Raw genomic sequence first — 21330 nt, 5'->3', positions numbered from 1 at the left:
TTTCAAAATTTTTTTAATTTTTCACAAAAACAAAAAATTTCTATCTTCAAAAAAGTAGAATTTTTATAATATTCAATTTTAAAATATTTTTTGTTGATTAAGAACTCTAAAAACTAAAATTCGGATTATTAATTTTAAAAGCTCTCATTGTGACCATATTCATAAAAGTTAAATCATTTAATGTTTTATTTCTAAAACCTAAAACGGATTTGACTAGCCGACAAACCTCAGACTCTACAGAAACCCCAAAATTATAATCTAATGAGTTATTTTGAATCCCTTCTTTATTGCTGCTGAAATATTTAACGATAGCAGCCCTATTTGAAAAAAGTTTAATAAATGACATTAATCCTTCAAAATCACCATTACCAAATAATTCTAAAGCACGTGCATAATGTTGGTGATTTTTAGAATCATATTTTTTTCTTCCACGAATAAAGAAATCTTTTAAATACTTTAGTGCATGTCATCTATCTAGAAATAAAATAGCATTTAATCCTTTAGCGATTTTTTTAAATGTTTTGTCGCCATCACCACCAATAATAATTTGTGCATTTTCAAAATTATCATAAAATGTAGATCCATAAATTTTTATAGATTCTATTGTTTCTTCGATCATATCTTTTGATTTTAGTCCCACGTATGAAGGAATAAAACCAACACGTTTAGAAATCAAACGAGATTCTTTTCTTAATTCTGGATCAAGTTGTTGTCCTAAATTAAAAGACAAAACTCTAACTTGTTTTTTTACTTTTTTATTATGTAATATTTTTATATGTTTGTTTTTGACAGTTGCATAGGCATCATCTAAAAAAATATATACTTTTTGATTATTGACAAGCTTCGGTTTATCACTAATGGTTTTTTCAAATTCCATTTTATGCAAATCCAAACTTCTGTTATATGTAGAAATTGTCATGTGTGTTATTTGCAATTCTCCAAGCGAAGCCTTTACAGCTTTGTATTGTTGAAATTCATCAATCTTAAATAAAATTTCTTTTTTTAAAAAATTTGGAATTGGGCTTTTTGAAACTAAGTCAAAAGATTCTAAAGCTGGAGCATATCATTTTTTTGTTTCACTGTTTTTATAAGCACGAAACCTAAATTGAATTTTTCCCTGTTTAGTTCTTAAAAAACGTTTTCTGTTGGTTGTCTTTTTTCATAATTTTTTATCACGATTTTTAAATCATTCAAAATCATATTTTTCAATTTCAAAAATGAGATTTTTAATTAAAGTTTCATTTAAAGATTGAATTGTTTTTTCAAGTGTTGAAACACCTTTAAATTTAGCATTCATATTTTTCCTTTTTATGTAAACAAAAAACCACAACTTTGAATTGTGGTAGTGCTTCAATGTTATACTTAAAATAAGAAGATCAAGGGATGCTTGAGCTTCCTAACTTAAGTAGTGTTGGCGCACTACTTTTTATTATGCTTACAATTTAATATTATCACCAGATACTAAAAAACAAATCACTTTGTGATTTGGATATATGAGGTAAATCCTGTTCAAACGCCATTTTTTCATTTCATTCAAAAAACCGAAAAGACCTCATGCTCCCTTTTCTTGTTGCTTTTCACAAGCAGGGTAAGGGGTGGTTCCATTTTTAACAAAATACACAAAAAACCATTATAAATAAAGGCTTTTTCTTGGAACCATTTTCAAAAATCGTGGTTCCATTTTTAACAAAATACACAAAAAACCATTATAAATAAAGGCTTTTTCTTGGAACCACTTCTTCGAAAACGTCTATCCCGACTACTTAAAATGAGCTTAAAATACCTATTCTATAACTAATAATTAGGCTTTTTTGCCTATTTTTACTTAAAAAAGGATGTAAATTTATGAAAAATAACAAAAAGAACTCAATTTCTCTTATTTTTGTATGTTTTTGCAACAAAATCTTACAATTTCAGCAAAAAAATCAGTTAAATCACCTATAAATCACCTATTTTTTTCAATTTTAACTATAAAATATGCAAATTATTTAATTTTGTTTATGTACATTTTTAACAATTTGATACATATTTCAATAAAATTTAAAAATAATAAAGCAACAAAAAAACATAGCATATCAGCTATGTTTTCCTAATTTTGGATTTTTTTTAGTTTGAATATTTTTTCATTTTTACTATCAATTGTGTGTGTTATTTTTTTGATTTGGTTTTGGTTTTGTTTTCAAAAACAATAAAATCACAATCGTTATTTTTACATTTTTCAAATCCAAATCCGTTCTTTGCAGTGCCTTTATAAATTAAACCAATTTTACATTTTGCACATTTTTTCAAGCCATAATCTCAATTAATATAATCACAAGTTTTGTTAGAACAATATTCATATTGATTACCTGTTTTTGTTTTGTTAATTAATAACTTACCACTTTGACATTGAGAACAAGTTGGTGCATTTGCATTAAATGAACTTTCTTCAAATTCGATAAAATCACAATTTTCGTTTATACATTTTGAATACTTTGTTCCCTTTTTTGAAACTAAATTAGACTTCACTGAATTTTGATTGCACTTATGACATTGCTCTAATTTTGAAGTTTGCTCAGAAACTTTCAACATTAATTTATTTCAAAATTCTTTTAAAACTTTTTTGTAATCAACATTACCTTTAGCAATACTATCCAACTCTTCTTCTAAATGAATTGTGTAATCAATTGCAATAATATCACCTCATTGATTTGCTAAATATTCATTAACATTTTTACCTAATAATGTAATGTTAATTTTATCTTTTTTATCAATATTTGTATAACCACGTTGTTGGTTAACACTCACAGCTGATGAATATGTTGCTGGACGACCTAAACCATTTTTTTTCATTTCTTTAATTAAAGACGTTTCGGAAAACAAAGTTTTTGGTTTGCTTTCAATTTCAACAACTTCTTTATTTATGATTTCAACCACTTGACTATTTGGCTCAATATTCTTGCTTTCTGGTGTTTTAACAAAATCCACAATTTCATATAATCCAAGATCATTGTATTTCTTGTTAGTTGTTTTGAATTGATAATTATTTAATTTAATTATTAATGTTTGATTTAAACCTTCTGCGGATTTCAATCCATAACCAATTGTGTTTTGATAAATAATTTCATAAACATCTTTTGTGTATTGATTCAATTTTGAATCATTAATAACTTCTAAACTAAAGTCTGTTGGTGTGATTGCAGGATGTCCTTCTTGGGCATTTTCATCAACCTTAGCATCTTTCATCAAACCTATTGCAGATTGACCATATTTAGCCTCAATATGAGCTTTTAAACTATTCTTGGTTGTTTCATCAATGTTTCTCGAATCTGTACGAATATAAGTAATATATCCACTCTCATAAAGCATTTGTAAAGCTTTGGTAGCTTGTGCTGCATTGCCTTTTAATTTTTTAATAATTGCAACTAATGCGCTTTGTGTATCAAATGGTTGAAATGGATTTTCAGAAAATTTCTTTTCTTCAAATAAAACAACATTAGCCTGTTTGTTTACTAATTGATCACAAATCTTTTTCATCTCTTCTTGATCAAGAGATTTTCATTCCTTATTGTCAGCATTTAGTAAATTAAATGTATTTTTTTTATCATCTTCAATTTTGACTGTGTAATTAAATTCTTTTTTAAAGCTGTCAATATCTTTTTGATTATTAGCGATTAATCTTAAAGTTGCACCTTGCACACGTCCAGTCGATGCGCCACCAACATTTTGTTGGACTTCTTTTGACAACACAAAACCAATTGTTTTATCTAAAATTGCACGTGTATTTGCCGAATTTACTAAATTGTAATCAATGTCATTTAAATTGTTTAATTGATTATTCACTTCTTGTTTAGTGATGGCATTTAGTCTCATCCGTTTAAAGGGTTTTTTGGAATCTTTTAAAACTTCATAAAGGTGTCATGCAATAGCTTCACCTTCACGATCTGGATCGGAGGCAAGAATAATTTCATCCACTTGTTTTGCTTTTTCTTGCAAATCTTTAACAACTTGTTTTTTGTCATCACAAATTTTGAAATGCGGAATTATTTCATTTCAATCCACTCCAATATTATATTCATGTGAATTCAATAATTCACGAATATGGCCCACTGAAGCACCACCAAATCAGTTTATATTGGGAAATAATTGTTTAGCATATTCAACAACATGTTTTGCTTTAGCTGGTGACTCCATAATAATTAATTTTTTCATTTTACTCCATCTCCAATTCTGTTTTATTCTCGAATTCAATTTGAATAGAGTCATTTGCATGTTCTCATTCAATTCATTTTCCGTTTGCTGACTTTTTACCTAATGGTGTATAAATTCAATTTCCTACTTTTTCACAATTTTTAAAGTCTACTCAATATTCAATTTTTGCTTGTCTTTTTGATCCACCTCACACCGCAAAAGTTCCATTGACTTTTTGGCTGGTAAGTTCGTTCATTGGTAAGATTTTTTCTTGAGATTTTTCTTTTCAAAAATCTAAATCGGTTTTAATTTCTCTAATCATGTCATTAAATCAAAAATATTTAACTTCAGCTGCGTACTTGCCAGAATGATGTCATTCTCCCGATCAAGAAATGTCGGCCAATTCTTTAATTTGTTTCACATTTAATTTTGATGACAAATCATAAATTTCATTAACTTTATTCAATCATTTTGAAATTTCATTTTCATTTTCATCATCAATATTTTGTATTTCTTCAATTTGCTCATCTTTTCAAATGTTTAATTCATTAACGAACCAAGTCTTGCTAATTGCAGATTTAATTGTTGCACCATTATCACGTGCCCTAAGACCATTGTCAGAAACTATAAGTCTTCCATATTTTTTCATGTTTACCTCTTTCTTCCAGAAAGACAGCAAGTACTAAATATGGTTATAAAAAACAAAAAGATAGCACTTTCGTGCTATCTTAATCTGTTATAAAAATTATAACATATTGTGTTTTTTCTTTTAGTTATTCCATATCTAATTCATCTTTCATATCAAACTTTATATAGTCTTTATGAAATTGTTTTACTAGATTATTAGCTTCTGGACATCATTTTTCAAAATCATCATCTGTAATGTAAAGTACTTCATCTGGTCATTCTAAAGAATTTTGTTCTTCAAAAATAGATGATAATTTTTCTTTTAATTCTATAATTATTTGATCATTTACTTGGTTATATTTATCTCCATTTTCAACAGCTAATTCAGGACTAATGTAAATTCTTTTAATATTATAATTTTCAAAAAGTTGTTCTTCATTTAAGTCACTAGGTTCTATACTGAAAAAATGTGTATATTTTGATTCACATTCAGAGAATTCATAGTAACTTCCTTCAAAATCAGGGTAACTTACATCGCTATCAGACTCCAATGAAAAAAACTCTCTTTCATTTGGTGATTGTATTCCTTCTTCAATACATTTTTCACAATTATCGCAAGAAATAACATTCACCACTTCCTCAAGAAAAAAATTAATTTTATTTAAATCGATGTTTCTTTCAAAAAAATCTTTTTCATTTTTTTCTAAAATAAATTCTCCATCATATAATCTATTAATTAACCATGCTTCATTCTCATTAAACAAATGTGCTAACAGAGTGAACTGCGCTAATTTTTGTAATTCTTTGCCCATCTTACTCCATCTCCAATTCTTCTTGGTTATTTTCAAAACTATATTCATTTGCAAAACCCATAAAAGATTGTTGACTTAAAATATCAAGAGTTTCGTATAAAGCATCAATTGGTTTGCTGAAATCAGCTAAGTATAAAACTTCGTTAGTTTTTTCATTTGTAGCTACAATAACATCATTCTTGCTAACTTTTTCGAATTTTAATGTTTCTTCAATACCTGAATTAAACTCATGAGGATATTTTAATCACTCACTCACTCATTCATTAGTTTCTGAATTTAAGTTTTCTAATAAAACTTTAAAATCAATTATTTTCATGTTTACCTCTTTCTTCCAGAAAGACAACACAAGCACTAAATATGGTTATAAAAAACAAAAAGATAGCACTTTCGTGCTATCTTAATCTGTTATAAAAATTATAACATATTATGTTTTTTTAATCTGAAAAGAAAGGAGATTATCAAAAACGTGAAAGGAAAAATATTTATGAAAAAACAAATATTTTAATTTAGTTTAAAGTCATAAATTTGGACTTTTTGGTGAGAGTGGTAAGAATTGCACTTACATATTTTAAAAATATTATTTATTCACTCTCAAAAAATAAATTTTTTATAGTTGATTTATAACAACTTTTTTGAGCTTTAATCTCACAAAATTGAATCTTCAATTAATTCTGAATTGTTATCTGAATTGTTATCCACATAAGAAGAATTATGTTGAATAATAGTTTGTTCTTGATTATTAGAAACATCTTTTTTTGATTCCAAAAACATAACACGATCAGCAACAACATTAATAAATGTTAAAAATTTTCCTTCTTTTTCATAACCTTTAACTGATAAATGACCTTCAACACCAATTAAACTGCCTTTTCTTAGATATTTCAGCATATTTTCAGCTTGATGTTTAAAAGCCACACAAGGAATAAAATTAGTTTTATTTCCTTCTTTTGATCATTCATCAACCGCAATTGTAAAATGAATTAAAATTTCACCATTTGAACTTTGTTTTTGTTCTAAATCTTTTGTGATACGACCAATTAAATTAATTTGATTCATTTTATTTAATTTCCAAATCGTTATCTGCTTGTTTTGGTGCTAAATTCAATTCGTCTTTGTTAACAATTGCTTCTTTAGCTCAGTTTGAAACTGTCATACTGTTGTTTTTTATCAATGAATAAACTTGATTGTGAGTTAGAAATTTTGTTTCAAAAATTGGTTGATCATTTTCATCTTTTTCATTAGTCATTTCACTAACTTTTAATTTATTTGTTGTTGGAATGTTGATTTTATAAAAATGAGCATTTAAATTTTTGTTTTTATGTTCAAATGGAACAAAAGTTTTTTGTTTTCCCTTTTCATCTAAATCTCCAAGTTTAGCTAAGTTTCATTCAGAAATATTTTTTTCACTAACTCAAAAGTAATCTTTTCCAATTTTGATTTGATAAGAAGATTTACCTGTTTCTTCATTAACATGCTCATGACCTAGTTGTTTTGAAAAAATAAAACCACTAACTCAACTGTTTTTTGTAATTGACATAATTTACCTCTTTCTTCCAGAAAGACAGCAAGCACTAAATATGGTTATAAAAAACAAAAAGATAGCACTTTCGTGCTATCTTAATCTGTTGTTCTTATTATAACATAAAGATAAAGAGAATGTTTTTTAAAAATAACTATTTTTTAGCTATTTTGCGAGAACCTCTTCGATTAGAAATCCATTTGATTGCAAACACGATTAATAGCACTCCGATAAGTACTAGTGGAATAATTCAAAGTAAATTTAATTTATTAAACGGTTTGTTAATTGGTTTTTCAGGATTAGGTTTCTCTGGTTTTGGTTTCTCTGGCTCGGGGTCAATTGGTTCAATCGGATCAATTGGTGGTTTTGTGCCTTCATCTTTTTTGATTGTTCAATAAGAAACATCAATATTACCTATTAAATGTTTTCTACCTTCTTGAGAAAGGCTGATATTTACTGAATGATCAAATTGATCACCATTTGGCTTATTTACATAATTTCAACCAAATTTGAAGTATCAAATTGGATACAATATTGGATTAAAAGTTTCCTTGTTTAATTCAATCAATTTTGCAAATATTTCTTGTTCAGAAATTGTATTATCACCATCAGTATCTTTAATTTCTCCTAAATCAGTAATTTTAAATAAATCATTTAAATGCGGACGAGCATTGATTATTGGAGGGTCTACTTTTTGGTTAGTTATAAATTCTGCATCATGACTACCGTAATATTTAACGCTATTAGAAGTTATACTAAAATAATTTCGATATAACAATTCATTAGGATCACTGGGATTGGGTGTTGGTCTAAAACCAGCATCTTTATAAGATAAATTAAAATCACTTAATTTCAATTCATCTAAAAATTTATTACGTTGTTCAACAATTTCTGGTTCATTAGCTCATAGAATCGCATTAGATTTTTTTTGGAGTTCAATGATTTTTTGTCATAATGTTAAATTGTTTTGACTTCATATTTCTTCTGGTTCTAACTCTGGATTATTTTGTTGATTTTTTAAAGTCATTTTTCCTAAATCTTTGACATTTAAAAATCGACTAATTGGTATGCTCACATCTGGAATTGGTTTTTCAGGTGCTGGAGTAGCTAGTGGATTATTATAATATCTTTGGATAGTTCAGTTTTGTAGAACATTCGAAGTTAGATTATGCGCCTGCACTCTAATTGATATTTTTGCATAGCTTGTTGACAAAAATTCTTCAATTTTTGCTTTAGCTTCTGGAGTATCAATATCAAATTCTCCAGAACCTTCACCACTAACAAATGTAGTTAATTCATAATCTTCTTTCAATTTGGCTGTTTTACCAATTAATTGTGTTTGGGCATCTAATTGTTTTTGAATTAATTCTTTAACATGATTTTGTTTAAATTGTTCAAAAGTTATAGGCGGGAATTCTTCTCCTGTTTCAGAATTTTTTCCTCCTTGATAATTGTATTCTTGTTGTTTTCAATTCACACCATATAAATCTACAATTTTATTAGGATCAAAATCAGCATCATGATTTACCTTAAATTTTTTCTCACCTTCAAGATTTCAACCATTTTTTGTAGCTTGAATTTTAAATGTTTTGATTTTTCTTTTTTCAGAAGGTGTAAGTGTTGCAAAATCTGCTAAATGAAGTTTTGCATTTTCTGCATTTAATGGAAAATTCACACCTTCTACAAATAAATTTCACTGATCAGGAATAACGTGAGAATTATTTTCATTAGCAAACTCAAAAACATTTTTTTGAGCATAATTGTGAATTGCATAAAATAATTCTTGAGCAGAATTTTGTTTTGGCAAACGCAAATCTTGAATTCGCATTGTTTCAAGATTTAAAACATTGTGACCACCAGGGCTTTCTATTTTATCCATCACTCCTTCTGACACATATTGTTTTCAAAAACCAAAATTATTTTCATAATTTAATTTATTTAATTGTGCAGTTGTAAATTTATATTCATTAATTAAATACCATTTTAAACGATATGCACTTATGCTTGAGATTTCATCAAACTTATAAATATTAGGATCTTGTTCAATAAATGGGAGACTTGTAAATGGGGTTTTATAAGCATCTACTTTATTGGATAAATATAAAAATTTATGTAAAATGTTTCCACCAACAGCTTCAATATTTTTCCCTGTTGGGGGATATGTTGTAACATCAGCTGGATTTAGTTTTTTCCCACCACTATTAGTATAAAGTGGCGCTCTATCTTTTACATGAAAGAAGTATTCATACAATCCAGGAGTTGAAAATTGCCCTTCATTTTTAAAATCCACAATTTCAGGTTTGGCATCAGGAGTTTTATTTCCGTTGTCATCCATAATTTGTAATCTTTCAACCTTATCATATGTTTTATTAAATGTTCCTTCATCCAATAAATTTAATAATCCACTATTAATAACATAAGCTTCAGCAAAATAACCAAAGTCTCGATCTTTTGGAGGATTTTTAGGATCAATTTTATTTCCCTTTTTATCAAAAGGGTCTAATGGAAAAGGATTATTATCTATATATTTCTTATCTTTTTTAACCCAAATTTGTTCAATACGAACTCCTGTCGCTGCATCAATTGTCGGATCATAGAGTGGATTTTTAACCATATCACCTTCTTCATTTGGTAATTTAGGTTGTGTTAAAAGTCATTGTTTGTATTTTTCAGGTTGATTAGCATCATCTATAGGATCTCAAGCTTGTCATTTAAATGTTGTTCTTGAATTTAAAGAATGAATAAGAATATTGATATTAATCTTACGTTCTTTGCCATCAGGATCTTTTCCAGTAATCTCAATTGCATATGGGATTTCTTTTTTATCTGGATCGGGACCTAAACGGTTATCTAATAATTTTTTACTAAAAATATTATTATAAACTTCAATAGGCTCACCATTTATTTTCACCATTTCTCCAGAACCTTTTGAAGACTCAAATAGAAAGTCAACTGAGTTATGATAAATGAAGGTTGGAGTTTCCCCATCTCATACTAACTCAGGTTCATCTTCAATTGGGGCTCCCGATGGATCATTTGGATTTACCATTTTTCCTGGAAAGATTTTGATTCTTTCTAAAAATGAGCGGTTTAGCGCAATGCTGGTTGGTTTTATTTTAACTTGCATTTCAGTTTTTTCAACTCATTGGCCTTGACCTGTAAATTCATCATTGTCAGTAAATTTAATTTCGACTTTATTTTCTTTATTTATGAATTGTTTACTGGTTAGTCGAATTTTATCTTTGATAGCTGGGTGCGAATTATTGAAATTTTGAAATCTCTTATCAATTTCTTTTTCAATCACTTCTTTATTTGACAATCCTTTGTTAGGGCTTCCATCTTGTTCATCTTTGATTTGTCATTCGTCCATAATAGTAGAAGTATTAGTTACTAATTCAAATGGTGTATCAGCAAAAATTTTATTAATTTTATCTTCAATAGCTAATCTATCAAAATTTAATAATAAAGGCATGTTATAATTTTTTTGAAATTTATCTTCAATAGTTGAATTTACCTTTCTTGGTTTAAATTTAATATTAGCACTTCCAGTTGTTTTATTTTGTTGATGGGTTCCTTTATCAATTGTGATTGTTGGGTTTTCTAAATCAATATATTCATTTCAAATATTGTAATCTTTTAAGTTCTCTTTGGTTCTTTTTTTAATTTCATCAGTAATTACATCTTTGTTAGATTTAATTTGTTTGTTGTTTCATATATCAAAAACATATTCAGAATTTAATCATTGAGATGTGGAAGATGTAAAATTAAATGTTTTTTGCATAGAAGATATAAATTTGTCATTTTGGGCTGGTCATTCATTTTTTGATAAAAGTTTTATGTTGCTTGCATTAGAAATGGTTTTAGTTTTATGATTAGCGGTTGACCCTCCATTTCATCAAGCTTTGGATTTTGATTTAATGTATAAAATAAGTCTGTTATTTTCAATATTAGCTTTAACTAACATTTGTGATTCGGATTTGATTCCTGGTGATTTTTCTTTGTTGACTTCTACTCAATCCCTACCAATTGAAATTTCTTTGGTTTGATTTTTCCAATTTGATTCTTCAATCGTACCCGATCCTCACCAATCATAAACATAGTGTCAATACCACATGTTTCAATCTGCCTTTAGACCTTTGTAAAAACTTAGGTAATTTGAATTAAAATAACCCAAATCAAAACGAGTTTCTACGTCGTATCAAACGTCATTTCACCCACTTCAATTATTCATATAACTTTCAACATCTGCAGTATTTCCAAATGTTAGATCTGGAAAAGTTGGATCAATTCCCCTAGTTTGTAAATCTCGTGTTTGTAATCTAGTATTTTCGTTATTATTAACAATAGAAGCCGCAAATAGAAATGGTGTTAACATTACAATCGATAATATAGCAATAACTTGTTTTAATATTTTTTTCATAGTTTTTATTCCTTATTCTTTTTTCTTCTAAATCTAGAAGTTGGATTTTTAACCCCTATAGATTCACTAATTTGTTTAATAAATTTGTCAAATAATCTTTTAAGTCCAAATAATATAAATCCCATATTATTCACCATCCTTATCAAAATCTTTTTTCTTATAATTAGCTAATTGATTTCTTTGATGAGATTTCATTTCTCGATCTAATTGATGTAAAAAAGTAAAAGGTTCTAAATCTAAATCTTTTGGCATTTCAATTTTGTCTTGAAAGTTAAATTGTTTAGCAAGTAAGTTGGTTAATAAAATTAAATTAGCTTCAATTTTTGCTAAACGACGTTCTGAATCCAAAATAGCTTTTTTAGAATTTAATGCAACATTTAATTTTATTTCTCGATTTCTTGAATCAAGTGTTGATTCTAAAGCATTTTCAAAATTATCCAATAACTTTCCATCCTTTAAATAATTGGTAATAGCTTGTAAAAATATTAAACGGAAATATGCTTGTGCTGGTTGTTTTGGAGTGGAACTTTCTTTGATGGTTGCCTTGAACAAATTCAAAATTTCAATATCTTCGATATTATAAAAATCAACTCAAAATCGCGTTCTCTTTTCTTGTTTTTTGTATTTTAGTTTTGTTGGTTTCATATTTTTTCTCCTTCTTTCAGAAAGATAACGAGTGCTAAATATAGTTATAAAAAACAAAAAGATAGCACTTTCGTGCTATCTTAATCTGTTGTTTTTATTATAACATAGAAATTAATTGGAAATAAATTAGTATTTATCCTTATTTCAATTGTAAATTAGTTGACAGTAAAAGATTTTTAGATCCAGAACTTCATGCAGTTGCAGTAGTATCATGCTTCCACTTAATCTTCACTTCTCCTTGAAAAATATTTAACCAAGGCTGATCTTTGTTTATTGTTTTAGAGTTTAAAGTAATTTCAATATCATTTTCTTTGGTTTTATTAATCCCGATATTTAAATCATTAATAGTTGGGGCGATAAAATTATTTCAATTTATTGTTGGTTTTTTGTTGTTTTGGTCAAATGATTTTCCGTTTTCAAAACTAAAATCCAATTTTCCAAATAAGTCCAAACCTGAATTTAATGTTTGGATTTTAAAACTGTTACCTGGTGAATTATCAATAGGTTTTTCAAAGTCTTTAATGTTTTGGGGGTTTGAGAACAATTGTTTAGTTAAACTAGTAAATTCTCTATTAATTTCTTCATTTAATCAATCATTAAATTCTTTTGATTTCACATCAACTCTACTTAAATTTTTTGCTTCTGCATTAAATTTAATATTTTTTAAATTAAAGGCAAATGGTGATTTTAATTCAACATTTTGGGGAACGTTTTTGTTGGTTGTTAAATATTGAATTAATGTAACAATATTATGATTTATATTTTCATAATTAGGGGTTTTTGTTGTTTTACCTATTTTATTGCCATCAGTAAAAGATACTTTTTGCAGTAATTCTTTTCATTCATATGAATTTAAATAACCTTCCAACTGTTGTTGAAATCACAAAGTTTGTTCTTTGTTGTTTTCTAAATTAGCTTTTATTGTATTGTAAAATAAATAATTTACATATCCCACAGCAGCTGTTGATGCATTTAAAAGATTTTGTTTTTCAACATCAATTTGATGTTCTCGCTTGTTTGAATTTAGTTGGTTGGATCTTAAATCATTGTTTGTAATTGGGCGAAATTGAGTAAATTGTTTATAAGTAGCTTCTTCAAATTCTGCTAACATCTTAAGATGTTCTACTAATTTTTCCTTAGTTTGAAATGCATATTTTTCTTCATTCAAGCCGAAGGAAAAGTTTTTTGCATATTCAACAACATTAAACTCTTCTTTATTTTTTCCAAAAACTTTATCTAAAATCCCACCTGATGGTGGTTTATACAATGAAATATTACTTTGATCATTTCAAGCATTTTGGCGATATTCTTGTACTGCTTTATAAGCAAAAACTCCTCCAACAGTAACACCAGCCCCCAAAGTTGTCGCACCAAAGATTTTGGCTGCTAACATTCACTTGATTATCATATTACTCAACCACCTTATCTAAGTTAAATTGATCGAATTCTTGAATTTTTTTAAATTGATCATAACTTTTTAATTTATATTTCATATTCTTCGACCTCCAAGTCATTTATATCAATTAACCCTTGTAAATGATTAGGGATATTTTGTATTTTAGATGTATTTTGGTTGAATTTTGTTTTAGATTCAACTACTTTTTTTATGTATTTTTTCTGCTCTTCTAAAGTAGGAATCTGATGTTGTAAAGTTTTTTGAAATTTACATTGTGTAGAATATCATAAATTGGCATTTTCTTGTGCTGATAAAAGATGTAGGTTTTCAACTCTATTATCAAACTTTAAACCATTTATGTGATCTACTAACATTCCTTCAGGAATTTCTTGAATTAAATTATTCATAATCAATCTGTGTACATAAAATTTTTCATTTTTATTTTTATGACGATTATACAAATCCAGTTTTAAATAATGGTTTGTTTTAGATTTATCATGTACTCAAGGTTTCAGTTTTTGAAATGTCTGACTGTTATAAATATTTCCTTCTTGATCAATTAAATAATCTGCATTTTCAATTAAAACTTTTCATCCCTTAGGAATTTTATTGTTTTTAGAATTCAGCATATTACATTTCCATTCCGTCATCATTATTTGAAGAATTTGATTTTTTAACATCTTCAATATTGAATGTTGGAATTTCAACTTCAACCATCACTCCTGGAATTGTAGGTACTGGTTGCCCTGATTTTAACGCTTTTGAAACTAAATCATGGACAAAGTATTCAATTGCTTCTTGAGCGAACGCATGAGGTACTTTTGCTAAATCAAAACAATGAACTTGCAGTTTTGCTCTAGCTCCAGCAGCAATAGCTTCATATTTAGTTTCATACCCTTTAACACAAGCTGTTTCGTGTAATCTAGATGTTATTGATTCCAATTGTTTAGATAGACTACTTTCTGTATTTGTTAATTCTTTCTTTAAACCATTTAAAATATCTTTATAAGGTTTTGTTTGACTTTTAATATCGCCAATTTGGTGTTTTTTGTATGACTTTATTTCTTCAAATAACATATCAAAACGTTCTTTTGAGATTTGAAGTAATTCTTGGTCTGACATATTAAAAACATCATCAAGAATTGATTCTTCAAAGTTATTTCTTAAAGACTTAATTAGCTTAGTTTGTTCTTGTTGAAATATTTCTTTTGCTTTTAGTGTTTCGTCGGAAACTAAAATAATTTTTTTACTCATATATACTCTCTTTCTTCCAGAAAGACAACACAAGCACTAAATATGGTTATAAAAAACAAAAAGATAGCACTTTCGTGCTATCTTAATCTGTTGTTTTTATTATAACATATTCAAAGCATGTTCTTTAATGAAATCAATACATGTACAAAATTAATCAATAAATGTACTTCAAAAGACAATGTTTGTACAACTTTCAATCATAAATGTACAATTATCTAGTATTTATTCACATCTCTTAAATTTATAACAAATGTTGTTTGCTAACATTATTTTTAGGATCAAGAGATTCTTTTTAATAATCTTATTTTATGTAAGCGAATGATTGAGGCGCACATGATAAACCAAAATCAATCAAAGATTTAGGTTGATCAAATTCAATATAATTTTCAATTTCATAAGCAATTGCTTTTTTCTTATTTTCATAATAATTGTCATAAAATCTATTATCAATACCAGAAAAATCTTTTGTAAACTCTCATATTTTTTCTGGAGTGTTAATATGAACTTTTTTAATTTTTGCAACTCCTACCACTTTAGAAATTGGCGCAGTGGCATATATAAAAATTTCATTATCATTAAATTTTTTTGCTTCCACTTTTCTAAATTCAAATTTCTTATTTCCATTTTTTATATTTTTTATATGTTCATTATGTATTGACATTAAAATTTTCATATAAATATTTTCTTTTTTCTAAATTTCATTTTCTCATTCATTATTTTTGGATTGATTTTTTAAAGATTTTTCTTTAAGCTTTTGTTGTTGAAAAGCATCATATTTTAAATCATCAACTTTTTTTTCATTAAATAGAGAATTGTTTATACAAACAAGCGTTTTCGTTAAACCTACTTTTAAGCGTAATACATATTCACTTGTAGTTTCGTTTAGTTGGTTATTTTGATAGCTTTCTGAGACAACTAACCAATTTTTAGATTGCTCCATTTTTTTCATTAATTCTTGATTAGAATCTTTGAAATTTTCAATCCCTTCTTCAACAACAATAATAATTTTAGAATTGTGATCAATAGCTGTTTGAACAACTGATTTTTCAGACATAGTTGCAAAACCACTAACTATTGTTTTGTTTTCTTTAATTAAATTATTAATGATTTCACTAGTGTTATTTACACCATCTTCATCATATGTTGTTTCAATATCAATCCCAATGGTTTGAGAATAATTTTTTAATAATCCTAAATCTCCTTGTGTATAAAGCAAAAAAGGAGGTTTATAACTATATTTTAAGTTAACTGGATAATATTGATCAATAATTGTTAAATAGTTGCAATCAATTTTACTTTCAATTTTTTTCAATTCAGCATTAGTAATCTTCTCTTTTTTTTCTAATGCTTCATAAACTTTTTCTCAATCTCCTTTGTATTTAAGAGAAAAGTATAACAACACATTATTCATTTTCCTATTGTTCCTCCTCTTCAAAATTCGCTTTATTCTCTTGTTCCTTTTCTACTTTACAAAAACAATTTAAATTATGTTCTGCATATAATTCGGGATATTGTTGCTTAAGTGCAAGCACTACTACTCTATGTTGTTTTCTTTTTTCTGTCATACTATTCCATCTCCAGACCATGGTCTTTAAAACCACTTATTGAACATTCATTTTCACCAGCCATTGAACGATAAATGTCTGTGATATTGTCACTTTGAGCAACTAATTCACCAGCAATATCAAAGGTGAAAAATTGGTTATTCCAATCTCCGTCAGATTCTAGAACTTGATAAATTTCAACATAATCTCCAAACTTGTTCATGGAAGAAAAATGATCAGATCAAGGTAAAGTATTTTGCATAGATACTAGATTAATATCTCATAATCAAAAATTAGGATTGATTTCTATTTCTTCGTTTACTAATTTACCGTTAGAGAAAGTCTGTATTGTTTTACTGTTTCTATCATCAATAGTGTTTTCTATATAATCATTTACATATTTTTGAATAGTGTCCAAAATTTTCAAATCTCGTTCTGAGTTTTTAATTCTTTTTGAAAAGTCTTGAAATTTTAGCATTTTCTCTACATTAAATTGTTTATATTTAGGTTGTATTTTTGTCATGTTAATTGACCTCCATGTCATCTTCTTTTGTGACGTTAGCATTTGAATCAGTGTCGCTTAAATTTGCTTGTTGTTGTTTAAATTGTTCATACAATTTTGAACCTTCTTCACTTAAGAAATGTTTATATTCATCTAATTTTGCATCATCAAAAATATCTTCCATAATTCATTCAGCAGCTGTTGGTGTGAATTTTACATCCCCAACTGGAAAAGTGAAATATTTCATTTCTAAGTTTTCACCATCTTCAACATATAACTCAAACTCAGAATCAACTGCAACTCTAAACCAAACGTTTAATCCTTTTTTGAAATATTTTGTTATTCCAATGTCCACAGCAAATTGGTTAGTTGTCTCAGCAACTGCATCGCTAAAATAATACCCCATACTACTCAACCTCCATTTGTTGACTGTCGAAAGTTTTTTGAAGTACTTCATCTAGGTCATATATAATATTTGAATATAAACAATTCAAAACTTCTTCCACTTCTAAATCCATTAAAAATTCAAAATTTGTTTCATCTTCTTTGACTTTTGCTCTAAATTCTTCAAGAAACATATTAGATTGTTCTAATTTGTTTAAATATTCTTTTTTTAATTTTAAAATTTCTTCCATACTATTCCATCTCCAATTCTTCTTTTGAAACTTTAGGTTTAAAATCATCAATTGTGTATTCATTCATATTGACAAATCTATCTTTAAAATATGGATCTAAAAATAGCTGTTTTAAATTTTCATTATTCATAAAAATGCTAAAATTTTCATCAACAGCATAGTTATTTGGATCTTTTTGAGATGGCTTTCAGCAATAAACTTCTTGTCATATTTCTTTTTTAGAAATCCCTAGGTTTGTGATTTCTTTATCTGACATAAATTCAGAAACTGGTTCATAATTCTCAAAAACAGCACATTTTAAATAACCAAGGTTTTCCATGTTTTGTTTCAATTCTTCTATTTGTTTGTATTTTTTCATACTATTCCATCTCCATTTTGTTGTCTGAATTAGCTTCTAATTCAAACTCTCCATTTTCTAATCTTTGTTTAATTTGTTCTGCTTGTTCTTTTGAAAGTTTAATATTTGTTAGATTTGCTCCTGTTAAATTTGCACTACTTAAATCAGCCCCTCTTAAATCTACATTGTGTAAATTAGCATCTTTTAAAAATGCTTTGTGTAAATCCGCATATTCTAAATCTGCTTTATAAAAACTTGCATTTCTAAAATCAGCTCTGTATAAACTTGCATTTCTAAAATCTGCTTTGTGTAAAACTGCATCACTTAAATCTGCTCCTGTTAAATCTGCATATTTTAAATTTGTTTTTGATAAATCTAAACGATTATTTTCTAAATATTGTTTAATTTCTTGATCGCTAACTTCTAATCCTGTTAGTTTTTTAATTAATTTTTTCATGCTACTCAACTTCCAATTCTTCTTGATCATTATTATTTTCATCCAATATTTCATTTGCACGTGTTTCTGTTGATAAGGTATTATCATTAGAGTTTTTTAACTCTTTTAATTTCTCTCTAGCAAACTCACTCACGGAATTGACATATTCATTTATAAAATAATTAGTTAAGTCTTGCTTATAGTCAATTGCTACATAATTAGAATTTGTTTGTAATCAAATTAGTTCACTTTGATAAAATTCTTGGATGAATCCACTAGCTCAATGCGGTGTGTATAGTTGTACTAAACTTCCAGTCATATCTTTAAATGCATAACGTCCTTGAGTTTTTACATCATCAACAATTAATTGATGATATTTAGAAAATAATTTTTCATGATTTCATTTTTCAATTTCAGCTTCATCAAAAATATTATCTTTTAGTAGTTTGAAAATATAAGTATTCCCTCTTTTAACCATAGAATTATTTTTTCATAGAAGCAATTCACTACACAATTCTGGTTCAATTTTAAGTCTTAATGAGTTCATTTCTTCAACTGTTGGATATCTTTTCATCTTATGCAACCTCCATGTTTTGGTTTAAATATAAAGGATTAATGACATTATTCAGATCTTGTATGAAATCATTGCATTTATACAAAGCAAACTCTAATTGATTTAATTTATCAAACAAAGATTCTTCATATGTAGTAGGAATATTTGTCGCTTCTATTTTTGAACGCAATAAATCCATTCTATTAATTAGTTGAGTTGCAGTTTCTAAATTAAATTTTAGATGTTTAATTGCTTGGTCTTTTTTCATTTTACTCCATCTCCAATTCTGAATCGCCATCAAATTTAAAATCATTAGCCATTCCTAGAATAGTTTGTTGAACTGAAGTATCTACAATTTGAATTAAAGCATCATAAGGACTATTAAAATCACTTAAATAAAATTGATCACCAGTCGAATTACTTGAACCTTCCACAAAAACATCATTAAAAGTTAAACCCTTAGATTTTACACATTCTGTGATATCTTCATTAAATGAATATTTATCTTCGATTCATTCTCTGACTCATTCATTAGTTTCTGAATTTAATTCAATAATTAAATTTTTAAAAGTAGTTTGTTGTACTTGTTTGTCTTTATTTGGCATAATTTACCTCTTTCTTTCAGAAAGACAGCAAGTGCTAAATATGGTTATGAAAACAAAAAGATAGCACTTTCGTGCTATCTTAATCTGTTGTTCTTATTATAACATAAAATTTAATTTACAAATTATTAAAAAATGGGACAAACCAAGAAAAAAGTACTTACCACTCCGTAAGTACCCCAAAAATCATTTAAGATTTATTTTGATTTATGTGTTGCATAAATATAATAACACAAAAATTAGTATTTATTCAAATTCAATTTATAAATCAAATTCTGAGTCGGGGGAGTTGGTTGATTTTTGCATTGGTGAATTAAATTCTTCGACATCGTTATTGAAATTGATTTTTTCATATTCAATCGCTGCATCAATCAACTTTTCTAAGTATAATAATTTTTGGTTTATTATTGCCTCTTCAGATTCTGATAAGTGGTCCAGTTGGGAAGAAACTCTTTCATTTAAAAAGAGATCTAAAATATCTCTTTGAATTTTGAAAGATAAAATGATTTGGGAGCTTTCATTAGGAAAAGGCAAAATTAACTTATTTTTTGAATCTCTATGAAAATCTTCTTCTTTTTTTCCAGCCCTTATGAATGTAGGCTTATTAAAAATATTCTCTAGTTCCATATAATCATTTAGTTTTAACCAAGAGTTTTTTGGTTCGTTGAGATTGGCCTTGCTAGTTAATTTGTAATATAAAGGTAGTTTATTAATTTTGTTTTCAGATTCATCAATTAATTTTAAAACAATTATTTTGTACCGACATTTCTTTTTTTCGATGTGCTTGCAGGAATAGTCGGGAAAAACGCACTTACCATGATTTCATAAAAAATTTAATTCTAAATTGACGAAATTATCCATATATCATTTCCATCTCTTTTTTTCTTTCTTCATCACCAATTTCATTAAATAAATTCATTTCTTTGTTTGGTTTTGCCATGATTCAGCTGTTGTATTTGTGAGTGTAATCAGAAAGAGAGTTCACATCTTTTTTTTCAAAAATAATTTCAGCACTTCTTTGAATCATTTTCAATTGAAATCTAGATGTAAAAGCAGTAAAAGATTCGAAACTATTATTTCACTCAATAATGGTTCTAGTCTCATTAATACCAACTAATTTTACAATAAAAGGAAGTGTTTTGTAGCTCTGTTTGTTTTTTACTATTTCTTTTAGAAAATCATCCATTTTAGAAGGAACGGGTCCGTTTTGCATTTTAATCAATTTTTGACCAGTAAAAAAGTTTCCTGCTTCTTTAATGTATTCAAGTTCTAATATTGAAATGAACTTTAAAAGATGAGTTTTATAGACTGTGAACTTTTTTTCTTTAGCCATAATGAAAAAACGATTTATTGCAAACCATAATTTTTCTATGTTGTGTGTGTCTAATTCAAAAAAAGAATTTAATTCTTCTCTTTCTGAAATTACTTTTTTTATATGTTCTACATTCATAATAAACCTCTTTTACATTAATAATTATACAATATAATCGTCACAAAAAATGTTGGATTTATACCAACATTTAGCTTAATGTGATTATCATACGATTATGTCATAAGTATTTATCACTCGATTTTGTCAGTAAAATAATAACGAGGTGATAAATCATGAAAGGTGCAAAACTTAACATGAAAGAAAAAGAAATATACAAAGTTATAAAAGATTTTGAACAAAATAAAATACCATTAAAATTAGCAATTAGAAGAAGCGGTGTTTCTGAACGCCAACTTTACCGTAAATTAGCCATTTTCCGAAAAGAAGGCATTGATGGTTTTGCCCATAAAAATCGTGGCAAAATTCCGTCAAATAAAATTACCAGTTTGCAAAAAAATGAAATAAAAGAACTCTATGAAACAAAATATTATGACAATAGTATTTTG

The 21330-nt window shown here is 27.0% G+C and carries 25 protein-coding genes and 1 pseudogene; 1 reads left to right on the top strand and 25 read right to left on the bottom strand.

Annotated features, from left to right (window positions below; genetic code table 4):
• Positions 1–106 precede the first annotated feature (106 nt).
• The 25 genes from P695_RS0104300 to P695_RS0104170 form a co-directional block, all read right to left on the bottom strand.
• A complete protein-coding gene (locus P695_RS0104300; RefSeq protein WP_028127010.1) occupies positions 107–1297 on the bottom strand; it encodes an Mbov_0401 family ICE element transposase-like protein in 1191 nt (396 codons plus the stop codon).
• 851 nt (positions 1298–2148) lie between these two features.
• The gene (locus tag P695_RS0104295) at positions 2149–4191 is read right to left on the bottom strand and encodes a type IA DNA topoisomerase (RefSeq protein WP_028127009.1); all 2043 of its coding nucleotides are present in this window, start codon (positions 4189–4191) and stop codon (positions 2149–2151) included.
• A gap of 1 nt (position 4192) precedes the next feature.
• Entirely contained in the window at positions 4193–4819 is a 627-nt protein-coding gene (locus P695_RS0104290; RefSeq protein WP_028127008.1) for a hypothetical protein, read from the bottom strand.
• A gap of 124 nt (positions 4820–4943) precedes the next feature.
• Entirely contained in the window at positions 4944–5609 is a 666-nt protein-coding gene (locus P695_RS0104285; RefSeq protein WP_028127007.1) for a hypothetical protein, read from the bottom strand.
• Between the two features lies 1 nt (position 5610).
• On the bottom strand, positions 5611–5925 hold the full coding sequence (locus P695_RS0104280; protein WP_028127006.1) for a hypothetical protein: 315 nt from the start codon (positions 5923–5925) through the stop codon (positions 5611–5613).
• Between the two features lie 323 nt (positions 5926–6248).
• Positions 6249–6665: a single-stranded DNA-binding protein gene (locus P695_RS0104275; RefSeq protein ID WP_028127005.1), complete on the bottom strand. Its 417-nt coding sequence runs from the start codon at positions 6663–6665 to the stop codon at positions 6249–6251.
• 1 nt (position 6666) lies between these two features.
• Positions 6667–7146, bottom strand: a complete 480-nt coding sequence (locus P695_RS0104270) for a hypothetical protein (RefSeq protein WP_028127004.1) — start codon at positions 7144–7146, stop codon at positions 6667–6669.
• A gap of 136 nt (positions 7147–7282) precedes the next feature.
• Positions 7283–11548, bottom strand: coding sequence for an Mbov_0399 family ICE element protein (locus tag P695_RS05630; protein ID WP_035026534.1), 4266 nt, complete (start codon positions 11546–11548; stop codon positions 7283–7285).
• A gap of 126 nt (positions 11549–11674) precedes the next feature.
• A complete protein-coding gene (locus P695_RS0104255) occupies positions 11675–12193 on the bottom strand; it encodes a hypothetical protein (protein WP_028127003.1) in 519 nt (172 codons plus the stop codon).
• Positions 12194–12332: 139 nt separating this feature from the next.
• Positions 12333–13601, bottom strand: a complete 1269-nt coding sequence (locus P695_RS0104250) for a hypothetical protein (RefSeq protein WP_035026533.1) — start codon at positions 13599–13601, stop codon at positions 12333–12335.
• A gap of 74 nt (positions 13602–13675) precedes the next feature.
• Positions 13676–14218, bottom strand: a complete 543-nt coding sequence (locus P695_RS05625) for an HNH endonuclease signature motif containing protein (protein WP_035026531.1) — start codon at positions 14216–14218, stop codon at positions 13676–13678.
• Position 14219: 1 nt separating this feature from the next.
• The gene (locus tag P695_RS06125; RefSeq protein ID WP_028127001.1) at positions 14220–14843 is read right to left on the bottom strand and encodes a hypothetical protein; all 624 of its coding nucleotides are present in this window, start codon (positions 14841–14843) and stop codon (positions 14220–14222) included.
• Positions 14844–15144: 301 nt separating this feature from the next.
• Positions 15145–15516, bottom strand: coding sequence for an ASCH domain-containing protein (locus P695_RS0104230; RefSeq protein ID WP_035026529.1), 372 nt, complete (start codon positions 15514–15516; stop codon positions 15145–15147).
• A gap of 18 nt (positions 15517–15534) precedes the next feature.
• Positions 15535–16254: a DNA-processing protein DprA gene (locus tag P695_RS0104225; protein WP_028126999.1), complete on the bottom strand. Its 720-nt coding sequence runs from the start codon at positions 16252–16254 to the stop codon at positions 15535–15537.
• Positions 16255–16258: 4 nt separating this feature from the next.
• Complete coding sequence (locus P695_RS06120; RefSeq protein WP_156922735.1) at positions 16259–16408, bottom strand: hypothetical protein; 150 nt, start codon at positions 16406–16408, stop codon at positions 16259–16261.
• Position 16409: 1 nt separating this feature from the next.
• On the bottom strand, positions 16410–16910 hold the full coding sequence (locus tag P695_RS0104215; protein WP_028126998.1) for a hypothetical protein: 501 nt from the start codon (positions 16908–16910) through the stop codon (positions 16410–16412).
• Between the two features lies 1 nt (position 16911).
• Positions 16912–17295: a hypothetical protein gene (locus P695_RS0104210; protein ID WP_028126997.1), complete on the bottom strand. Its 384-nt coding sequence runs from the start codon at positions 17293–17295 to the stop codon at positions 16912–16914.
• Position 17296: 1 nt separating this feature from the next.
• A complete protein-coding gene (locus P695_RS0104205; RefSeq protein WP_028126996.1) occupies positions 17297–17524 on the bottom strand; it encodes a hypothetical protein in 228 nt (75 codons plus the stop codon).
• A 1-nt stretch (position 17525) separates the two neighbouring features.
• Positions 17526–17882, bottom strand: a complete 357-nt coding sequence (locus tag P695_RS0104200) for a hypothetical protein (protein WP_028126995.1) — start codon at positions 17880–17882, stop codon at positions 17526–17528.
• A 1-nt stretch (position 17883) separates the two neighbouring features.
• Entirely contained in the window at positions 17884–18318 is a 435-nt protein-coding gene (locus tag P695_RS05920; protein ID WP_051437391.1) for a pentapeptide repeat-containing protein, read from the bottom strand.
• A 1-nt stretch (position 18319) separates the two neighbouring features.
• A complete protein-coding gene (locus tag P695_RS0104190; protein WP_028126994.1) occupies positions 18320–18871 on the bottom strand; it encodes a hypothetical protein in 552 nt (183 codons plus the stop codon).
• Between the two features lies 1 nt (position 18872).
• Positions 18873–19118: a hypothetical protein gene (locus P695_RS0104185; protein ID WP_028126993.1), complete on the bottom strand. Its 246-nt coding sequence runs from the start codon at positions 19116–19118 to the stop codon at positions 18873–18875.
• A gap of 1 nt (position 19119) precedes the next feature.
• The gene (locus tag P695_RS0104180; protein ID WP_028126992.1) at positions 19120–19455 is read right to left on the bottom strand and encodes a hypothetical protein; all 336 of its coding nucleotides are present in this window, start codon (positions 19453–19455) and stop codon (positions 19120–19122) included.
• 258 nt (positions 19456–19713) lie between these two features.
• On the bottom strand, positions 19714–20313 hold the full coding sequence (locus tag P695_RS0104175; RefSeq protein ID WP_028126991.1) for a hypothetical protein: 600 nt from the start codon (positions 20311–20313) through the stop codon (positions 19714–19716).
• Complete coding sequence (locus P695_RS0104170) at positions 20306–20902, bottom strand: type II toxin-antitoxin system antitoxin SocA domain-containing protein (protein WP_028126990.1); 597 nt, start codon at positions 20900–20902, stop codon at positions 20306–20308. The genes P695_RS0104175 and P695_RS0104170 overlap by 8 nt, the downstream gene beginning before the upstream one ends.
• 155 nt (positions 20903–21057) lie before the next feature.
• On the opposite strand from P695_RS0104170, the pseudogene P695_RS05615 reads away from it, so the two are divergent.
• A pseudogene (locus tag P695_RS05615) lies at positions 21058–21330 on the top strand (leucine zipper domain-containing protein); the annotation flags it as partial.

The organism is Williamsoniiplasma lucivorax ATCC 49196, assembly GCF_000518285.1.
GTDB classification, from domain to species: domain Bacteria; phylum Bacillota_I; class Bacilli_A; order Mycoplasmatales; family Mycoplasmataceae; genus Williamsoniiplasma; species Williamsoniiplasma lucivorax.
Note: the sequence above shows the minus strand (reverse complement) of the source record. Positions and strands in the feature narration are given on the sequence as shown.